The organism is Bacillus sp. AR8-1 (assembly GCF_008042345.1).
GTDB lineage: Bacteria > Bacillota > Bacilli > Bacillales > Bacillaceae_G > Bacillus_A > Bacillus_A cereus.
Map to the genome: position 1 here is coordinate 33,372 of NZ_QNUB01000006.1, position 17,834 is coordinate 51,205.

A 17,834-nucleotide genomic window follows, 5' to 3' on the forward strand; every position below is an offset into this window, starting at 1 on the left:
ATATTGTTACATCCAGATTTTATGTTAAATTCTTGAATGGAATATTAAAATAGGGGGCAAGGATATGAACAAGAAATCAAAGATCAATAAAGTGATGCTTAGCATTAGTACAATGGCTTTATCGTTAGGCGCACTTCAAACTCATGCAGCAGCGGAAGAAAAAGTACCGTATAACGTGTTGAAAACGAAACCGGTTGGAATTGAAAAGTCGGTAGATGAAGTTGGACATATTTCAAAAGTTGATGAAACTTTATCATTTCAAGAACGTTTAAAAGTAGGAGATTTTTCACAGCGACCAGCATCTATTACGAAGAAAACTGCAGTAAAGCAAGTTAAAGAAAGCTATTCAATGGCTGATTTAAACAAAATGAATGATCAAGAATTGGTTGAAACGTTAGGCAGTATTAAGTGGCACCAAATTACAGACTTATTTCAGTTTAATGAAGATGCAAAGGCTTTTTATAAAGATAAAGGAAAAATGCAAGTCATTATAGATGAATTAGCTCATAGAGGTAGTACATTTACAAAAGATGATTCAAAAGGAATTCAAACGTTTACTGAAGTGTTGCGTTCAGCTTTTTATCTTGCATTTTATAATAGTGAATTAAGCGACTTAAATGAAAGAAGCTTCCAGGATAAATGTTTACCTGCTTTAAAAGCAATCGCAAAAAATCCAAACTTTAAGCTTGGTACAGTTGAACAAGATACAGTCGTATCTGCATACGGTAAATTAATTAGTAATGCTTCAAGCGATGTTGAAACGGTTCAATACGCATCGAATATTTTAAAGCAATACAATGATAATTATACTACTTATGTAAATGATCGAATGAAGGGACAAGCAATATACGATATTATGCAAGGTATTGACTATGATATACAGTCGTACTTAACTGAGGCTCGTAAAGAAGCGAATGAAACGATGTGGTATGGAAAAGTAGATGGGTTTATTAATGAAATAAATCGTATTGCTCTTCTAAATGAAGTAACGTCAGAAAATAAATGGCTCGTTAATAATGGCATTTATTTTGCTAGCCGTTTAGGGAAGTTTCATAGCAATCCAAATAAAGGATTAGAGGTTGTTACACAAGCCATGCATATGTACCCGCGCTTAAGTGAACCTTATTTTGTTGCGGTAGAACAAATTACAACAAATTATAATGGTAAAGATTATAGTGGGAATACAGTAGATTTAGAGAAAATACGTAAAGAAGGAAAAGAGCAATACTTACCAAAAACGTATACATTCGACGATGGATCAATTGTGTTCAAAACAGGAGATAAAGTATCAGAAGAAAAAATTAAGAGACTATATTGGGCTGCGAAGGAAGTAAAGGCACAGTATCACCGTGTAATTGGAAATGACAAAGCGTTAGAGCCAGGAAATGCGGATGATGTATTAACGATCGTAATTTATAATAGTCCAGATGAATATCAGTTAAATAGACAATTGTATGGATATGAAACAAACAACGGTGGAATTTATATTGAAGAGACAGGAACATTCTTTACATATGAGCGTACGCCAGAGCAAAGTATTTATAGTTTAGAAGAGTTATTCCGTCATGAATTTACTCATTATCTGCAAGGGAGATATGAAGTTCCTGGTTTATTTGGAAGAGGAGATATGTATCAAAATGAAAGGCTAACTTGGTTCCAAGAAGGAAATGCAGAGTTTTTCGCAGGATCTACTCGTACGAATAACGTTGTACCAAGAAAGAGTATAATTAGCGGATTATCATCTGATCCTGCAAGCCGTTATACAGCAGAGCGTACACTATTTGCTAAATACGGTTCTTGGGATTTCTATAATTACTCGTTCGCATTGCAGTCTTATTTATATACGCATCAGTTTGAAACATTTGATAAAATTCAAGATTTGATTCGTGCGAATGACGTGAAAAATTATGATGCATATCGTGAAAATCTAAGTAAAGATCCTAAGTTAAATAAAGAGTATCAAGAGTATATGCAGCAGTTAATTGATAATCAAGATACATACACTGTACCAGAAGTAGCTGATGATTATTTAGCTGAACATGCAACGAAGTCATTAGGAGCAGTGAAGAAAGAAATTAGTGATACGTTGCCTATGAAAGATACAAAAATGACAAAACATAATTCTCAATTCTTTAATACATTTACATTAGAAGGTACGTATACAGGTAGTGTCACAAAAGGTGAATCAGAAGATTGGAAAGAAATGAGTAAAAGAGTAAATGAATCTTTAGAACAATTGGCGCAAAAAGAATGGAGTGGCTACAAAACTGTTACAGCATACTTTGTCAATTATCGTGTGAATAGCTCAAATGAATTTGAATATGATGTAGTCTTCCATGGAATCGCAAAAGATGATGGAGAAAATAAAGCTCCAACGGTTAATATAAATGGCCCTTATAATGGTCTTGTAAAAGAGGGAATTCAATTTAAAAGTGATGGCTCAAACGATGAAGATGGAAAAATTGCTTCTTATTTATGGGAATTTGGAGATGGAAGCACAAGTGCAGAAGTGAATCCAGTACATGTATATGAAAGAGAAGGTTCTTATAAAGTATCGTTAAGAGTAAAAGATGATAAGGGAAAAGAGAGCAGAAGCGAAACAACTGTTACGATTAAAGATGGAAGTTTAACAGAATCAGAACCAAATAATCGTCCAGAGGAAGCAAATCGTATCGGGCTAAATAGTACTATAAAAGGTAGTCTTATTGGTGGGGACCACACTGATGTTTATACATTTAATGTAGCATCAGCGAAAGATATCGACATTTCTGTTTTAAATGAGTATGGAATTGGGATGACATGGGTACTTCACCATGAATCAGATATGCAAAATTATGCGGCTTACGGTCAAGCTAATGGGAATCATATAGAAGCAAAATTTAATGCAAAACCAGGTAAGTATTACTTGTATGTATATAAATATGATAATGGCGATGGAACATACGAATTGTCAGTAAAATAAGTACTTTTCCAATGTATGTTTAACTTTACTTTTTGTGGAAAATAGTATATTATATAGATATATAATATATCGGTTATTTTCTAGGAGGAGCCTGTCACAATAGGTTTCTCCTGTTCTTTTTTAGAGGCCTGTCTTACAGGCTTTTATTTAAAAGGTAAATAACTGAAAATTAAGAACGATAATCTTTGAAAGAGGTGGGGCATACACATAACAAAAAAGGATTGTTTAAGAGAGGGGGATAAGAAATGGCTTTGTTTGGTTATCCACTTGAAACAATTTATTTATATGGATTTATTATTGCTACTATACTCACTGTTATTTATATCTTTTTTGGAGATATATTTGAATCAATATTTAGTTTTGGGGGCGGATCTGTATCCGTTGTTACTTTATTACTTAGTTTTTTCGCCATGTTATGTGGGCTTAGTTATATAGGAGAGTACTTATTCTCCTTTAATAGTATTACTATTTTCGGGGCTGCATTTGCTATATCTTTTATCGGTGTTTTCATCATGAAAATACTAATTTTAAAACCGATTGCAGAAGCAGAACAAAATACGATGCAACGTATGGATGAATTTATCGGTTGCAAAGGAGAAGTCATTACGACAATTCCTACAGAAGGATTTGGTGAAGTATTAATTTCATCCCAATTTGGAAGTAATGCAATCCCAGCTAAAACTGTTGGAAAAAAAGATATTTCGCAAGGAACAGAGGTTATTATAGAGGGAGTCCAAGATGGTGTTTTACTTGTACAAAACATCGCTTATTCTTTAAAGAAACCAAAATTATAAGGAGGAATTTACATGACGATTCCATTAATTATCGGTGGAGTTTTACTCGCAATTTTAATTCTACTCATTTTAGTATTTATTACGAAGTATCGTACGGTTGGTCCGGATGAAGCGTTAATTGTTACAGGGAACTGGCTTGGTGGAGGAAAGAATGTAGTTACCACTGATGATGGAAAGAAGATTAAGATTATTCGCGGGGGCGGTACTTTCGTAGTTCCAATTATGCAAAGAGCAGAGCCTTTAAGCTTATTAAACTATAAATTAGAAGTTGGTACACGTGATACGTATACGAAACAAGGTGTACCGATCACAGTAAACGGTGTTTCTATTATTAAAGTGGGATCAACAATTGAAGAAGTTTCCACAGCAGCTGAACAATATTTAGGAAAAGAAACAGAAGAGTTAAAAATAGAAGCAAAAGAAGTTTTAGAAGGGCATCTCCGTGCTATCTTATCTTCTATGACAGTAGAAGATGCGTATAGTAATAGAGAGCAATTTGCTCAAAAGGTACATGAAGTAGCTTCTACAGATTTAAAGAAGATGGGACTTCGCATTGTTTCTTTCACAATTAAAGAAATAATGGATAAAAACGGATATTTAGATGCGCTTGGTCAGCCGCAAATTGCGACCGTTAAGCGTGATGCAACAATTGCGAACGCAGAGCGTGAAAAAGAAGCACGTATTGAAAAAGCACGTGCTGAAAAAGAGGCAAAAGAAGCAGAATATCAACGTGATGCACAAATCGCTGAAGCTGAAAAACATAAAGAATTAAAAGTACAGTCCTATAAGAGGGAACAAGAACAAGCACGTGCAGACGCTGATCTTTCTTACGAATTACAACAAGCGAAAGCACAACAAGGTGTTACAGAAGAGCAAATGCGCGTTAAAATCATTGAGCGTGAAAAGCAAATCGAGTTAGAAGAAAAAGAGATTGCGCGTCGTGAAAAGCAATACGATGCAGAAGTTAAGAAAAAAGCAGATGCAGATCGCTATGCTGTTGAGCAATCAGCAGAAGCAGAAAAAGTAAAACAAATTAAAAAGGCAGATGCGGATCAATATAAGATTGAAGCTGAAGCGAGAGCTCGTGCGGAAGAAGTACGTGTGGAAGGTTTAGCGAAGGCGGAAATTGAAAAAGCACAAGGTCAAGCGAAAGCGGAAGTACAAAAAGCGCAAGGTACAGCAGAGGCAGATGTTATTAGATTAAAAGGTTTAGCAGAAGCAGAAGCAAAACAAAAAATCGCAGAAGCATTTGAATTATATGGTCAAGCGGCAATTATGGATATGGTTCTTAAAATGCTTCCAAGTTATGCGAAGGAACTTGCAAGTCCGCTTAGTAATATTGATAAAATCACAGTTGTCGATACAGGCGGCGGTGGTAAAAATAGCGGGGCCGGAAAAGTTGCGGGTTATGCGACTGATTTAATGGCAACGATGCAAGAAACGTTAAAAGCTTCTTCTGGCATTGACTTAAAAGAGCTATTAGAAGGATTTGCAGGAAAAGGAGCGGTACAACAATTATCAAGCGATAAACCTATTGTATCTGTAGTAGAAGATGAGAAAAAAGAAGTAGAAAAAGATAAAGATAAAGAATAGTAAGGTGGAAAGAACCTCTAGTAAGTGAAATACTAGAGGTTCTCCTATGAATTATAATATTTCGAATAATATACATTTTTATACATTGTTTTAATTATTTAATTTATATAGAATGAAAAAGATATGTATCAATTCTTTAGATGTATAAAAAGATAGAGAGTCTCATTGATACATTTAAATCGTATTATTTTTATAGAAAGATTAAATGTTAATTAATTACATTTAAAACGGTATGGAGGGGTAGAAGTATGTTTCAAGGGAAATTAAGGAGTAGTAGTTTAAAAACAAAGTTACTTGTATCATTTATTATTATTTTAATTCTTCCAAGTATTGTAATTGGTTGGACGTCTTATCAACAGGCGAAGACGAATTTTAATGAAACAATTTTAAACTCGGCGAAAGATAATATAAAAATTTTGGATAATGTAATTAATAAGGAATTGGATAGTAAAAAAATAGATGCAACTTATTTTACGAAATTATTTACACAATCAAGTTACCAAGCAGATCAAATTCAAAACATACAAAATAAACTAGAAGAATACAATAAACTGCATCCAGAAATGGAAGCAATCTATACAGGATCTAGTAATGGACAGTTCATTCAATCACCAGCTATTCAGATGCCAGATGGATATAATCCTACAGAAAGAGATTGGTATAAAGAGGCAGTGAAGAAAAGCGGAGAAGTAATTGTAACTGCTCCATATAAGTCAAAAACGACAGGAAATATTGTTATTACACTAGCAAAACAAAACGAGGATAAAAGTGGAGTTCTTGGGATTGACTTAATCATTAATGATATCGTTACTACTTCTAAGATGGTTAATATCGGTAAGGAAGGATATGTAGCGATATTTGATCAGGATAAAAATGTAGTAGCGCACCCGAAAATGAAGCCAGGAGAGAAATTAGAAGAGAAACTTAGTAAAGAATTGTATAAACAGGAAGCTGGGGAATTTCATTATTCATTAGATGGTGAAGATCGCAATATCACTTTTAAAACGAATAAGAAAACTGGATGGAAAATAGCAGGAATTATGCCTTCCAAAGAAATTATCGAAGCGGCTGAACCTATTTTCTATAAAACAATAACTGTTCTTGGAATTTCACTAATAATCGGTGGGATTGTAATTTACTTCATAATTGCGTCTATTATTAAACCGTTAAAACAACTTGTCATATCATCGAAGAAGATTAGTGAAGGTGATTTAACAGAATCAATTACAGTTCATTCTAAAGATGAAATTGGACAGCTAGGAGAAAGTTTTAACGAGATGGCTGCATCGTTACAAAGTGTCATTTCCAATATAAACACTTCAGCAAGTCATGTAGCGGCATCTTCAGAAGAATTAACAGCTAGTATGAAGCAGACAAGCGAAGCAACGGAACAAATTACACAGGCTATAGAGCAAGTATCAAGTGGTGCAGAAATACAAACGAAAGAAGTTGAAGAAGGAGCAACATTGTTAGAAGAAGTTACAGAAGGAATTCAGCGTGTTGCAGATAGTTCTTCATTAGTATCTACAGCCTCTATGTATACGAAGAAAAAAGCTGAAAATGGTGGGAAGTTAGTTGAACAAACTGTGAATCAAATGCAATTAATTCATGAGTCTGTTTCACAGTCAGACAAAATCATTGGTTTGTTAGACGATAAGTCGAAACAAATTGGAGCAATCCTTGAAGTAATTCAACATATTGCAGAACAGACAAATTTATTAGCGTTAAATGCGGCAATTGAGGCTGCGAGAGCTGGAGAGCAAGGTAGAGGATTTGCAATTGTAGCAGATGAAGTGCGAAAGCTAGCAGAACAATCAGGACAGTCATCTACGGAAATTGGGAAACTAGTGAAAGAGATTCAATTTGATATAAAAGAAACAGTAAGCTCTATGAATCAAGTTGGAGCAGAAGTACAATCAGGACTTGTAGTTGCAAATGAAACGAAGCAAAGCTTTGTCGAAATATTGAAGTCTACAAATGATACAGTTGTACAAATTGATAGCATGGTAGATGTAGCAAAACAAATGACGGTAGATGCAAAACAAGTAAGTGCATCTATTAATGAAATTGCAGCTACGATTGAAGAAAATGCCGCAAGTGTTCAAAATATTGCTGGTTCCTCTGAGGAACAATTAGCTTCAGTAGATGAAATAAATGCAGCAGCAGTCCATTTATCACAAATGGCAGAAGAATTACAAGAGATGATTGGTAAGTTTAAAATATAATAATAAACTGTTAAGAAACGAAGTAGTACTTATGCTTCGTTTCTTTTTTTATGAAGATAAAAAAGAAAGAAATATATAGTAACCGTGTTATGATAATAAAAAACTGTATTTTCTTTAAATTCTATCTTTAATCATGTTAGGGGAATGGTTTTGAAATTTAAAAAATTAAAACTCCAACCGAGAATTACATTAACTATTAGTACACTTATTTTAGTTGTACTTATGCTAACGAGTTATTTATTTTATTACATATTATCTGAAACGGTAGAAGAGCAAATTGGTAAACGTGCTTTGCATGTTGCGAAAACAGTTGCCGCGATACCAGAAATTCAGGAAGCTTTTCAAAAAGAAAATCCAGCTTCTATTATTCAGCCAATCGCAGAAAAAATTCGAATTGATACAGAGGCTGACTTTATTGTAGTTGGAAACAAAGAGGGGATTCGTTATGCACATCCTGAGCGAGATAAAATAGGAGAAAAAATGGTTGGCGGAGATAATAAAGGCGTTTTATTAGAAGGGAAATCTTATGTTTCTAAAGCTAATGGATCATTAGGCCCTTCGTTGCGTGGGAAAGTCCCAGTCCGTAACCAGGAAAATGAAATTATTGGTGTGGTGTCTGTTGGGTTTTCAATGGCTGATATTCATGGAGCAGTAGAAGTGTATGGAAAGCGGGTATTCTGGATTACAATAATAGGTCTTTTAATTGGGATAATTGGCTCTATATATTTAGCGGCAAGTATAAAAAGAATGATGTTCGGGATGGAACCAGAAGAAATTTCATCTTTATATGAAGAGCATAGTACAGTGATTCAATCTGTACGTGAAGGGATTATTGTAATCGATAAAAATGGCATGATTAGTTTAGTCAATCAAGCAGCTTATGATATTCTTTCGCTAGATAAGCAACAAAATATTATTGGGGAATTTATTTTAAATGTAATTCCTAATTCAACGATACTAGATGTACTTCAAACTGGTGAAGAACAGTTTGATCGTCAATTAAATATAAAAGGACAGGCTGTTATTGCGAACCGTCTACCTATTAAAGTAAAGAATAAAGTAACTGGCGTTGTATCGAGCTTACGTTTGAAATCTGAAATGGATCAGTTAACAGCAGAATTATCTCAGACGAAGCAATATACAGAGGCATTACGAGCGCAAACGCACGAATATAACAATTTATTGTATACGCTTTCAGGTCTTATCCAATTAGAATCATACGAAGATGCTTTAGAGCTTATTCATAAGGAAACAGCGGTATATCAAGATTTTGTTCAATTTATTATGAAGCGGATTCAAAATCCATGGCTAGGTGGAATTTTAATTGGATTTTATAATAGAGCACGAGAGTTGAAGATTGATTTTATGCTAGATAGAGAAAGTGGTTTAGACAAATTAAGTCCACATATTGAGAGTAATTATGTCGTTTCTATTTTAGGAAATTTAATTACGAATGCATTTGAAGCAATTGAAAAAAATGAAGAGAATGATAAGAAAGTAAGGATGTTTGTAACTGATATTGGAGAAGAAATATTAATTGAAGTGGAAGATTCAGGGCAAGGGATTCATGATGAAATAATTACTAGCATATTCTATAAAGGCTTTTCGACGAAAGAAGGAGGAGAGCGAGGGTATGGATTAGCAAAAGTGAAAGAGTTAGTAGAAGATTTAAATGGAAGTATTGCGATTGAAAAAGGGGATTTAGGTGGTGCGTTATTTATTATTGCACTACCGAAAGAGAGAGGCGAATAGTAATGGGTGAGGAGATTGAAGTATTAATTGTAGAAGATGATATTCGGATTGCTGACATTCATCGTCGTTTTACTGAAAAAATTGAGGGATTTAAAGTAATTGGAACGGCAACGACTGGAGAACAAGCGAAAGAATGGCTAGAGCTTGTGAAGCCACAGCTCGTGTTATTAGATGTGTACTTACCTGATATGCAAGGAACGGAACTTGTCACATATATTAGGAATCATTTGCACGATACAGATATTATTATGATTACAGCGGCATCGGAAACAGATGTAGTGAGGCACGCCCTACGGGGCGGAGTAACAGATTATATCGTAAAGCCACTAATGTTTGATCGATTTAAAGCAAGTCTAGAAGGCTATCAAAAAAAGATTATACAGTTAAAGAAGAACAATCAATTATCTACGGAACAAATTGAATATTTATGGTCTCAAAGAGGCGTGAAGGGAGATCAAATAGAATATGTCCCGAAAGGGATAGATCCTTATACTTTAGCGAAAGTAAAAAAGCATATGTTAACAGTTAATGAAGAAGGGATTACAGCAGAAATGTTAAGCTCAATGATTGGAGTAAGCCGATCAACGGCAAGGCGCTATTTAGAGTATTTGATATCTGGGAAGAAAGTCCACGCAGAGCTAATATATGGAAGTGTTGGGAGACCGGAGAGACGGTATTTTCTTGCTTCTTCATAATAAAAAACAGTAGAGGATTTTATTTCTTCTACTGTTTTTTTGCATCTTATATTGGAATAATCCCAATTACAATTCCGGTAATTAACATAACCATTGTCGTTCCAACGGCCCACAATAAAGTGAAGCGTTGATGTTCACCGAAATCAACTTTGGCCATTCCGACCAATAAATAAGTGGAAGCGACAAGAGGACTTAATAAGTGAACGGGTTGCCCAAGTAAGGAAGCGCGTCCCATTTCAGCTGCACTAATTCCGTAAGTAGCAGCAGCTTTCGTCAAAATAGGTAATACCCCGAAGTAAAATGCATCATTAGACATGAAAAATGTGAATGGCATACTGAGAAGTGCTGTAATAATTGGTAGTTGTGGTCCAAGTGCATCTGGTATAAGAGTTACTACACTGTTAGCCATTGCATCTACCATTTTTGTTCCAGATAAAATACCAGTGAAAATACCGGCAGCAAATACGAGAGAAACAACTGCTAATACATTCCCTGCATGAGAAGCAATACGTTCTTTCTGTTGCTCTAAGTTTGGATAGTTAATCATAACAGCAATAGCAAAAGCGACTGTAAATAAAACAGGTAACGGCATAACTTCTAGTATGAGACAAACAAGTAATGCAGCGGTTAATAAAAAGTTAATCCATAGAAGTTTAGGGCGTTTATGCGCTGCAGCTTCAACAGTTGCAGCTTGCTCATCCATTGTTTGCATTCGTTTTAAATACTGTACATCCATAATTCCTAAACGTTTTCTTTCTTTTTTTCCAAGATAGTAGGCAACGAAAACAACCCAAATTGCACCAGCAATCATTCCTGGAATAAGAGGTGTAAATAATTCGGAAGCCTCAAGTCCAAGTGCGCTCATAACACGAGCTGTGGGTCCACCCCAAGGTGTAAGATTTGTTACCCCCGCCCCTAACATAACAACTCCAGCTAATATGAGGGGGTTCATTCCAAGGCGCTTATATAGTGGATACATTGCGGAAACTGTAATCATGTATGTTGTTGTACCATCACCATCTAGAGAAACGATAATAGTCAATATAGCCGTTCCGACAACGATTTTTAAAGGATCTCCTTTTACAAATTTTAAAATCTTACTAATGACAGGATCAAATAAACCGCTATCAATCATAATCCCAAAATATAAAATAGCAAACATAAGCATAATACCAGTAGGTGCTAATTTTTGAATCCCCTCTAACATCATAGGCCCCATATTGGCATAGAATCCGCCAATTACTGCAAAAACACTCGGAATTAATATTAAGGCTACTAGTGCTGACATACGTTTCGTCATAATTAAAAACATAAAGACAAATACCATCGCAAATCCAAGTAGTGCTAACATGTAATTTCCCCCTCAAAAGAATGATTGCGCTTTCAAAATAGAATAAAAATTCAGAAAAAGGTTTTTTATTTATAATAAAAGCAGCTATTCAAATGGTAAATAATTTGAAAAATAACATCATTAGAAGCATAATTTTTATTTTGTTCATTTTGTTCACGGTAGTTAATTTGAATTTTTAAAAAGTAAGCCACTCCTCGTAAGAATGGTAGAATAAGATGAAAATAGTGAAGTGTGAAATAGGGAGTAGATGTTATATGAAAACGAGAATAGAAGAGATTTATAGCTCTTATGAAGGAAAAGTAGAGGAGATTTTTATTAATGAATCTTCTTACGTATATGAATGGGAAAAATTACTGATGATCCGAAAAAATGACGGTGAGCTAAAAAAAATTGCAGTCGGGATTAGTGGAAATATAAGATTGGTAAATGTAGAAGTTGGACAGGAAATTAGTGCGGATACATTATTAGTTAAATTAGAAGATGATTTATTAATTACAGGTTGTGAGTGATGAGAGATGTGTAGAAATAACTACACATCTTTTTTTGTTTCCTATATTACAAAAAGCACATTGTTTTTTCACAAATCTCACACAACCTTTTGGTATTCTTTTCGTGGAGTATACGGTTTCTAGGGAGGAATATTGATGAAAGTAAAATATGTCGTACTTGCTATATGTTTATGTTTCGTATTTACAGTAGTCGGGTGTGGGAAAAAGGAAACAGCAGCTGTTGCCATTGATGAGAAACATGATAAATGTGATATTTGCCAAATTGGGGTAACAGATAATCAATTTGCAACAGAAATTATTTTAGAAAATGGAAAAGCGTTAAAGTTTGATGATATCGGTTGTATGTATAAATGGATGGAGATCAACTCAGATGAAAAGACGAAAGAGAAATTTGTCCGAGATTATGATTCGAAAGATTGGATTTCGTTAGAAGACGCTACTTACGTATATGATAAAACAATAACGACACCGATGGCTTATAATGTCATTTCATTTAAAAATAAAAAAGATGCAGAGAGCTTTGTATCTAACTATAAGGGGAAAGTTCTTTCGTATAAAGAGCTAGCAGAGCATAAATGGGAAATGAATAAAGAGATGATGGGGAAACCGAAAGCAGGAAATCATGGTGGACATCATTAATAGAAAAAGACAACTATGTAGTTGTCTTTTTCTATTATTACTCAGGTGCAAATATAGAAAAGGTGTAAAATTTTTAGCAGAACGGTTACAATGGAATATAGTAACCTAAAGCAATCATTTATGTACTTTTTAGAAATGTATACAAATGCGGTAAAAACGTGCTAAACTAATTGCTTCATAATGTTAATGATGGGGCCATCAGGCGTATCATTTCAATAGGTTGAGAAACATAGTATAAGCTTAAGATAATCCGATTAAAGAAGGAATCTAAAGGGCTTATGGATAAATGTACTCAAGAAGAGTTATTGTATGTGATGGAGGAATGGTTAAGAAAACATTATCTTTCATAGGAGCTGTAGTTGTGAGAAAACAAAAAATTTTATTATGTATTTTATTAGGACTTTTAATGACGGTAGTGGCTTGCGATAAGCAAGAAGAACCAGAATCGAAACCGGTTCATGTGAAAAATGAAAAGAAAAAAGAGAAGCATAAAGAACAGGAAGAATCTAAAGAAGAGAAAAGTATAAATTTAATGGACAAACAGTTGTTACTTTCAGCTACTCTTGGAGACACAGAGACAGCTATGAAGTTGATTCAGGATGGAGCGAATATAAACGTAGAAGGTGACAACGGAGAAACGCCTGTCCTTGCAGCGACGTACCAAAATCATGTAGAGACAGTTAAAGCATTAATTGGTGCAGGTGCTAATATTGAAATTAAAGATGAGAAAAAAAGTAATCCACTTCTTTATGCAAGTAGAGAAGGATATACGGATATTGTAAAAGTATTAATTAATGCAGGAGTTAATACGAAAGAAACGACTAGGTCAGGTGGGACAGCACTTATTTCTGCATCTGAACGTGGCCATGTAGAGGTTGTTAAAGAATTATTAGAGCATACAGATATTGATGTGAATTATAAAAATGAACGTGGTGGAACAGCGCTATTAGAAGCAATTGTATTAGGAAATGGTAGTGAAAACCATAAGAAAGTAATTCAATTGCTTATTGATCACGGTGCAGATGTAAACATGGCTAACAAGGAACATCTGACGCCACTGCAATACGCTGAAAAAAGAGGTTTTAAAGATATTGTAAATATGTTGAGGGTAGCTGGAGCGAATGAAGTAGTACAGCCACAACAACCAGTAGAGTAAAAAACGAAAAATAATCCCATTTAGATAGACAGAATGAAGAAATCAGTTAGTATGATGGATTCAGTAATGTGTATTTGAATGGGATTTTTATTTTGAACATGAAAAATAGATTATGAATGGATGGTATATGGAGTAAATAAGGAGGCAACCTTATTTGGCAATTGTAAAAAATGAAAAAGTAGTTTCTGTTTGTTGCAGTGCCAGAAGTACGCCCGTAGCTGCTGAGGCAAGTGTGGAAACTTTAGCGGAGTTTCAAGGGAACGGATATGGTACTGATGTTGTTACAGCCTGGGCCATATCAATACAAGAGAAAAGGCGCATTCCACTTTATAGTACCGCTTGGGATAACTTTAGTTTGCAAGCAGTGGCAAGCAAACTAAAAATCATTAACTATGGAATGAATTTACATATTGATTGAATTTTAAGTATTGTTTCGTTCTATTTATTTATATTTTAATATCTAGATTAATGTAAAAAATGATGTGGTGAATATTAACATTCGATTAACACCTAATTAACAATCTATCAAAACTGACTTAATAAATGCGTAATATAGTAAAGGTAACAAAATAACTAGGGTAGAGAATATTTGAGAACACCCACTTACATATAATGTGCCACTTTCTTAGGTGTGCTCTATTCCCTAGAGTTCAAATAAGGAGAAAGGCGTTCTATGTAAGTAGGTGTTTTTAGTTTGGATAAAAATAGAATAGTTAGGTGGAATGAATGTTTAAAGAACCTTATATTGCGATGATAAAGGATTGGAAAGGATACAAAGCATACAAAAAATTGCCGAAAACAGTTTTTCTTATGACTGGTTCAATGCTGGAATTACCAGAGCGTGTATATGAATTGCAGAAACATGGACATGATGTATTTCTTCATTGTGATTTTATACAAGGTTTAAATACGAATACAGAGGAAGCGCTTTTGTATATTCAAGATGTTATCGGGGCACAAGGTATTATTTCAACAAAGGGTTCGACAATTCGAAATGCTAATAAAATTGGATTGAAAACAATTCAACGTATTTTTATTGTAGATACTTTATCTCTTACTAAATCAATTGAAAATTGTAAAACGACTAAACCAAATGCAGTAGAGATTATGCCGGGGATTATGCCTTCTATAATTAAACAGCTAGTAGAGGAAATAGAGTTTCCTATTATTGCAGGCGGGTTGATTCAAACGCGAGAAGATGCGGAAATTGCAATTCGTGCAGGAGCAAGTGCGATTTCAACAAGTCATTATGAAGTATGGATACATGAAGAAAAAAGGAGTGCAACTTTGTGATTGAATTGAAAAATGTTTCAAAGGTATATAAAAATGCAGAAGAGACAGCGGTTAAAGGCGTATCGGTTCATATTAAGAAGGGCGAATTTTTTGTTTTAGTTGGACCTTCGGGATGCGGGAAAAGCACATTATTACGAATGATCGCTGGCTTAGAAGAGATTTCTTCGGGAGATTTAATTATTAATGAACGTGTTGCAAATGATCTAGAGCCGAAAGACCGTAATCTATCAATGGTATTTCAAAATTATGCATTATATCCACACTTATCTGTAGAAGAAAATATTTTATTTGGACTTAAGGTAAGAAAAGTACAAAAAGAAGAGCGACAAAAGCGACTAATGGAAGCTATTGAAATGGTAGGACTGAAAGAGTATGTGAAAATGAAACCAGGTCAATTATCAGGCGGACAAAGACAGCGTGTTGCGCTTGCTAGGGCGATCGTGAGTCAAGCACCAATCTGTTTAATGGATGAACCACTTTCGAATTTAGATGCGAAATTACGTGCGCAAATGAGAATTGAAATTAGAGAAATTCAGCAGCGATTAGGAATTACGATGATTTACGTTACCCACGATCAAATAGAAGCGATGACTATGGGAGATCGTATCATGGTTTTAAATAAAGGAAGTATACAGCAAGTTGGAACACCACTTGAAATATATAACGAACCAGCAAACGAATTTGTTGCAAGCTTTATAGGTTCTCCTTCTATGAATATAAATGATGGGGAAGTAAATAAAGAAAAAGGTGTATTACATATAGGACAATTGCAAATTCCATTATCTATTAGACAGTTAAAGCAATTACCAGAAGGAACAATTCGCATAGGCATGCGCCCTGAGCATATTGCACTGTCTGAGGAGGGACAAGAAGTGACGTTGCAATCTGTAGAAGTATTAGGGAATGAATCTATATTGAACTTTGCGGTAAATGGAACAACTTGGAGTGCGAAAGTTATCGGACAGTTACTCCTGAACAAAGGTGACAAAGTAAAATTATTATTCTCGCAAGAAAAGTTATGCTTCTTTAACGAAAACACGAATGAACGCTTAAAAGTGGTAGCTGAAGAAGAGTTGAAAGTGGTGGCGAAATAATGATCGAAGTAAGTAAGTTACCAGTTCAAACAAAGGTGTCAAAAAAGAAAAAATTATGGGAGAGAACGAAAGATTTAAGAATAGGATTATTGTTTTTGGCGCCATCTATTTTGCTATTTTCGATTTTTCTGTTCTATCCATTGTTTAGGACGATTTATTATAGTTTTTATTTAACCGATATACATGGAGAAGCTAATCTCTTCGTTGGCTTAGAAAATTATCAATATTTATTCTCTGATCCAGCCTTCTACAAAAGTATAAAATCAACTTTATTATTTGTTTTATATACAGTTCCTACGAGTATTATATTTGCTTTGTTTCTTGCATTGATTGCAAATGGAAAGGTAAGAGGTATTGGGTTATTCCGAGTTCTGTTTTCTTCGACGATGGGAATATCAGTAGCTGCTAGTGCAGTGATTTGGCTATTTTTATTTCATCCAAGTGTAGGATTATTTAATAATATATTAGCCTCTATGAACCTTCCTGCAATCGCATGGTTAACGAGTCCGGACTGGGCACTATTCTCTGTATCAGTTACAACAGTTTGGGTGAATACAGGTTTTGCATTTTTAGTTATATTAGGTGGTTTACAAAATATTGATACGTCTTTATATGAGAGTGCATCTATAGATGGTGCTAGTTATTTATATAAGCTTCGCCGTGTTACATTACCGATGCTATCGCCAACTTTATTCTTTATTGTAACAGTAACATTAATTAGTGCGTTCCAAAGCTTTGGACAAATTGATATTTTAACGCACGGTGGACCAAATGATGCAACGAATTTAATTGTGTACTCGATTTACAAAGAGGCGTTTGTGAATCATCAATTTGGAACAGCAAGTGCACAAGCGATGGTATTATTTGTTTTCATTTTCGTTGCTACATTACTTCAATTTAAGTTTGCTGAGAGAAAGGTGCATTATAAATGATTGTTAAACAGTGGAAACAAAATTTCCTATTATACATGCTACTCATTATTAGTGCAGTGATGGTGTTTTTTCCTGTACTGTATGCATTTTTAATAAGCTTTATGACACCAGACGATATTCAAATGAGAAGGTTATTTCCGACCCAGTTTACTTTTGATAATTTCATTAATATTTTTCAAAAAGTACCGCTTTTTACATACTTATATAACAGTTTAATTGTATCGACAGTCGTTATGATTGGACAACTTATCGTATCAAGTTTAGCAGCTTATGCTTTTGTTTTTCTTCAGTTTAAAGGGAGAAACTTAATTTTCTTCCTGTTTATTTCAACGATGCTTATTCCGTGGGAAGCAACGATGGTGCCTAACTTTTTAACGATTCAAAACTTTGGCTGGATCAATAGTTTCGCCGGGATGACAGTGCCGTTTTTTGCAACAGCTTTCGGTATTTTCTTGTTACGCCAACATTTTATGACACTCCCGAATGAACTGAAAGAAGCTGCTTTTATTGAAGGGATTGGAAATATAAGATTTTTATTCAGCGTTGTAATACCGTATTGTAAAACGAGTTTTATTACGCTTGGAGTATATAGCTTTTTAACAACATGGAATATGTATTTATGGCCACTTTTAGTGACCACTGATGAAAAAGTAAGAACAGTGCAAATCGGTGTAAAGCAGCTTCAGTCTCAAGAAGTTGCAACTGATTGGGGAAGTGTAATGGCCGGTGTTACGGTTATCGTTATTCCAACATTGATTTTACTATTTTTAGGACAAAAACAATTACAACAAGGATTAACAAAAGGTGCAATTAAATAACTAAGAGAAGGTGAGCTTAAA

14 protein-coding genes and 2 pseudogenes are annotated in these 17,834 nt (G+C 34.5%); 15 read left to right on the forward strand and 1 reads right to left on the reverse strand.

The annotated features are described in order from the left end of the window. Window positions 1–64: 64 nt before the first annotated feature. The 7 genes and pseudogenes from colA to DN400_RS03030 all read left to right on the forward strand — a co-directional run bounded on the left by colA (window position 65) and on the right by DN400_RS03030 (window position 10,021). Window positions 65–2,962, forward strand: a complete 2,898-nt coding sequence (colA, locus tag DN400_RS03005) for a collagenase ColA (RefSeq protein WP_071714234.1) — start codon at window positions 65–67, stop codon at window positions 2,960–2,962. Window positions 2,963–3,207: 245 nt separating this feature from the next. Continuing rightward, window positions 3,208–3,756 carry an NfeD family protein gene (locus DN400_RS03010; protein WP_001173146.1) on the forward strand — a complete coding sequence of 183 codons (549 nt, stop codon included), beginning with the start codon at window positions 3,208–3,210 and terminating at the stop codon, window positions 3,754–3,756. 12 nt (window positions 3,757–3,768) lie between these two features. Continuing rightward, window positions 3,769–5,349, forward strand: a complete 1,581-nt coding sequence (locus DN400_RS03015) for a flotillin family protein (RefSeq protein WP_098014254.1) — start codon at window positions 3,769–3,771, stop codon at window positions 5,347–5,349. Between the two features lie 248 nt (window positions 5,350–5,597). Continuing rightward, window positions 5,598–6,632: pseudogene (locus tag DN400_RS30235) on the forward strand (HAMP domain-containing protein); the annotation flags it as partial. 81 nt (window positions 6,633–6,713) lie between these two features. Beyond that, window positions 6,714–7,574, forward strand: coding sequence for a methyl-accepting chemotaxis protein (locus DN400_RS30240; protein WP_369812832.1), 861 nt, complete (start codon window positions 6,714–6,716; stop codon window positions 7,572–7,574). A 144-nt stretch (window positions 7,575–7,718) separates the two neighbouring features. Continuing rightward, a complete protein-coding gene (locus DN400_RS03025; protein ID WP_003269387.1) occupies window positions 7,719–9,326 on the forward strand; it encodes an ATP-binding protein in 1,608 nt (535 codons plus the stop codon). A gap of 2 nt (window positions 9,327–9,328) precedes the next feature. Further along, window positions 9,329–10,021 carry a response regulator gene (locus DN400_RS03030; protein WP_065229730.1) on the forward strand — a complete coding sequence of 231 codons (693 nt, stop codon included), beginning with the start codon at window positions 9,329–9,331 and terminating at the stop codon, window positions 10,019–10,021. A gap of 46 nt (window positions 10,022–10,067) precedes the next feature. Here the strand turns inward: DN400_RS03030 and DN400_RS03035 are convergent, their stop codons facing one another. After that, on the reverse strand, window positions 10,068–11,372 hold the full coding sequence (locus DN400_RS03035) for a CitMHS family transporter (RefSeq protein ID WP_147801543.1): 1,305 nt from the start codon (window positions 11,370–11,372) through the stop codon (window positions 10,068–10,070). 254 nt (window positions 11,373–11,626) lie between these two features. Between DN400_RS03035 and DN400_RS03040 the strand changes: the two genes are divergently transcribed. The 8 genes and pseudogenes from DN400_RS03040 (at window position 11,627) to DN400_RS03075 (ending at window position 17,813) form a co-directional block, all read left to right on the forward strand. Next, window positions 11,627–11,881 carry a hypothetical protein gene (locus tag DN400_RS03040; protein WP_000857376.1) on the forward strand — a complete coding sequence of 85 codons (255 nt, stop codon included), beginning with the start codon at window positions 11,627–11,629 and terminating at the stop codon, window positions 11,879–11,881. 135 nt (window positions 11,882–12,016) lie between these two features. After that, on the forward strand, window positions 12,017–12,520 hold the full coding sequence (locus tag DN400_RS03045) for a nitrous oxide reductase accessory protein NosL (protein WP_000865665.1): 504 nt from the start codon (window positions 12,017–12,019) through the stop codon (window positions 12,518–12,520). 286 nt (window positions 12,521–12,806) lie between these two features. After that, window positions 12,807–13,676 (forward strand): ankyrin repeat domain-containing protein, encoded by an 870-nt coding sequence (locus tag DN400_RS03050; RefSeq protein WP_000287336.1) that lies wholly within the window; start codon window positions 12,807–12,809, stop codon window positions 13,674–13,676. Between the two features lie 142 nt (window positions 13,677–13,818). Continuing rightward, window positions 13,819–14,094, forward strand: a pseudogene (locus tag DN400_RS03055) (GNAT family N-acetyltransferase); the annotation flags it as partial. A gap of 308 nt (window positions 14,095–14,402) precedes the next feature. Then, window positions 14,403–14,969 (forward strand): glycerol-3-phosphate responsive antiterminator, encoded by a 567-nt coding sequence (locus tag DN400_RS03060; protein WP_000472002.1) that lies wholly within the window; start codon window positions 14,403–14,405, stop codon window positions 14,967–14,969. Further along, window positions 14,966–16,063, forward strand: coding sequence for an ABC transporter ATP-binding protein (locus DN400_RS03065; RefSeq protein ID WP_065229733.1), 1,098 nt, complete (start codon window positions 14,966–14,968; stop codon window positions 16,061–16,063). The genes DN400_RS03060 and DN400_RS03065 overlap by 4 nt, the downstream gene beginning before the upstream one ends. Beyond that, window positions 16,063–16,995 (forward strand): carbohydrate ABC transporter permease, encoded by a 933-nt coding sequence (locus DN400_RS03070; protein ID WP_000573797.1) that lies wholly within the window; start codon window positions 16,063–16,065, stop codon window positions 16,993–16,995. Before DN400_RS03065 ends, DN400_RS03070 begins: the two co-directional genes overlap by 1 nt. After that, window positions 16,992–17,813 carry a carbohydrate ABC transporter permease gene (locus DN400_RS03075; RefSeq protein WP_000635946.1) on the forward strand — a complete coding sequence of 274 codons (822 nt, stop codon included), beginning with the start codon at window positions 16,992–16,994 and terminating at the stop codon, window positions 17,811–17,813. Before DN400_RS03070 ends, DN400_RS03075 begins: the two co-directional genes overlap by 4 nt. Window positions 17,814–17,834 lie beyond the last annotated feature (21 nt).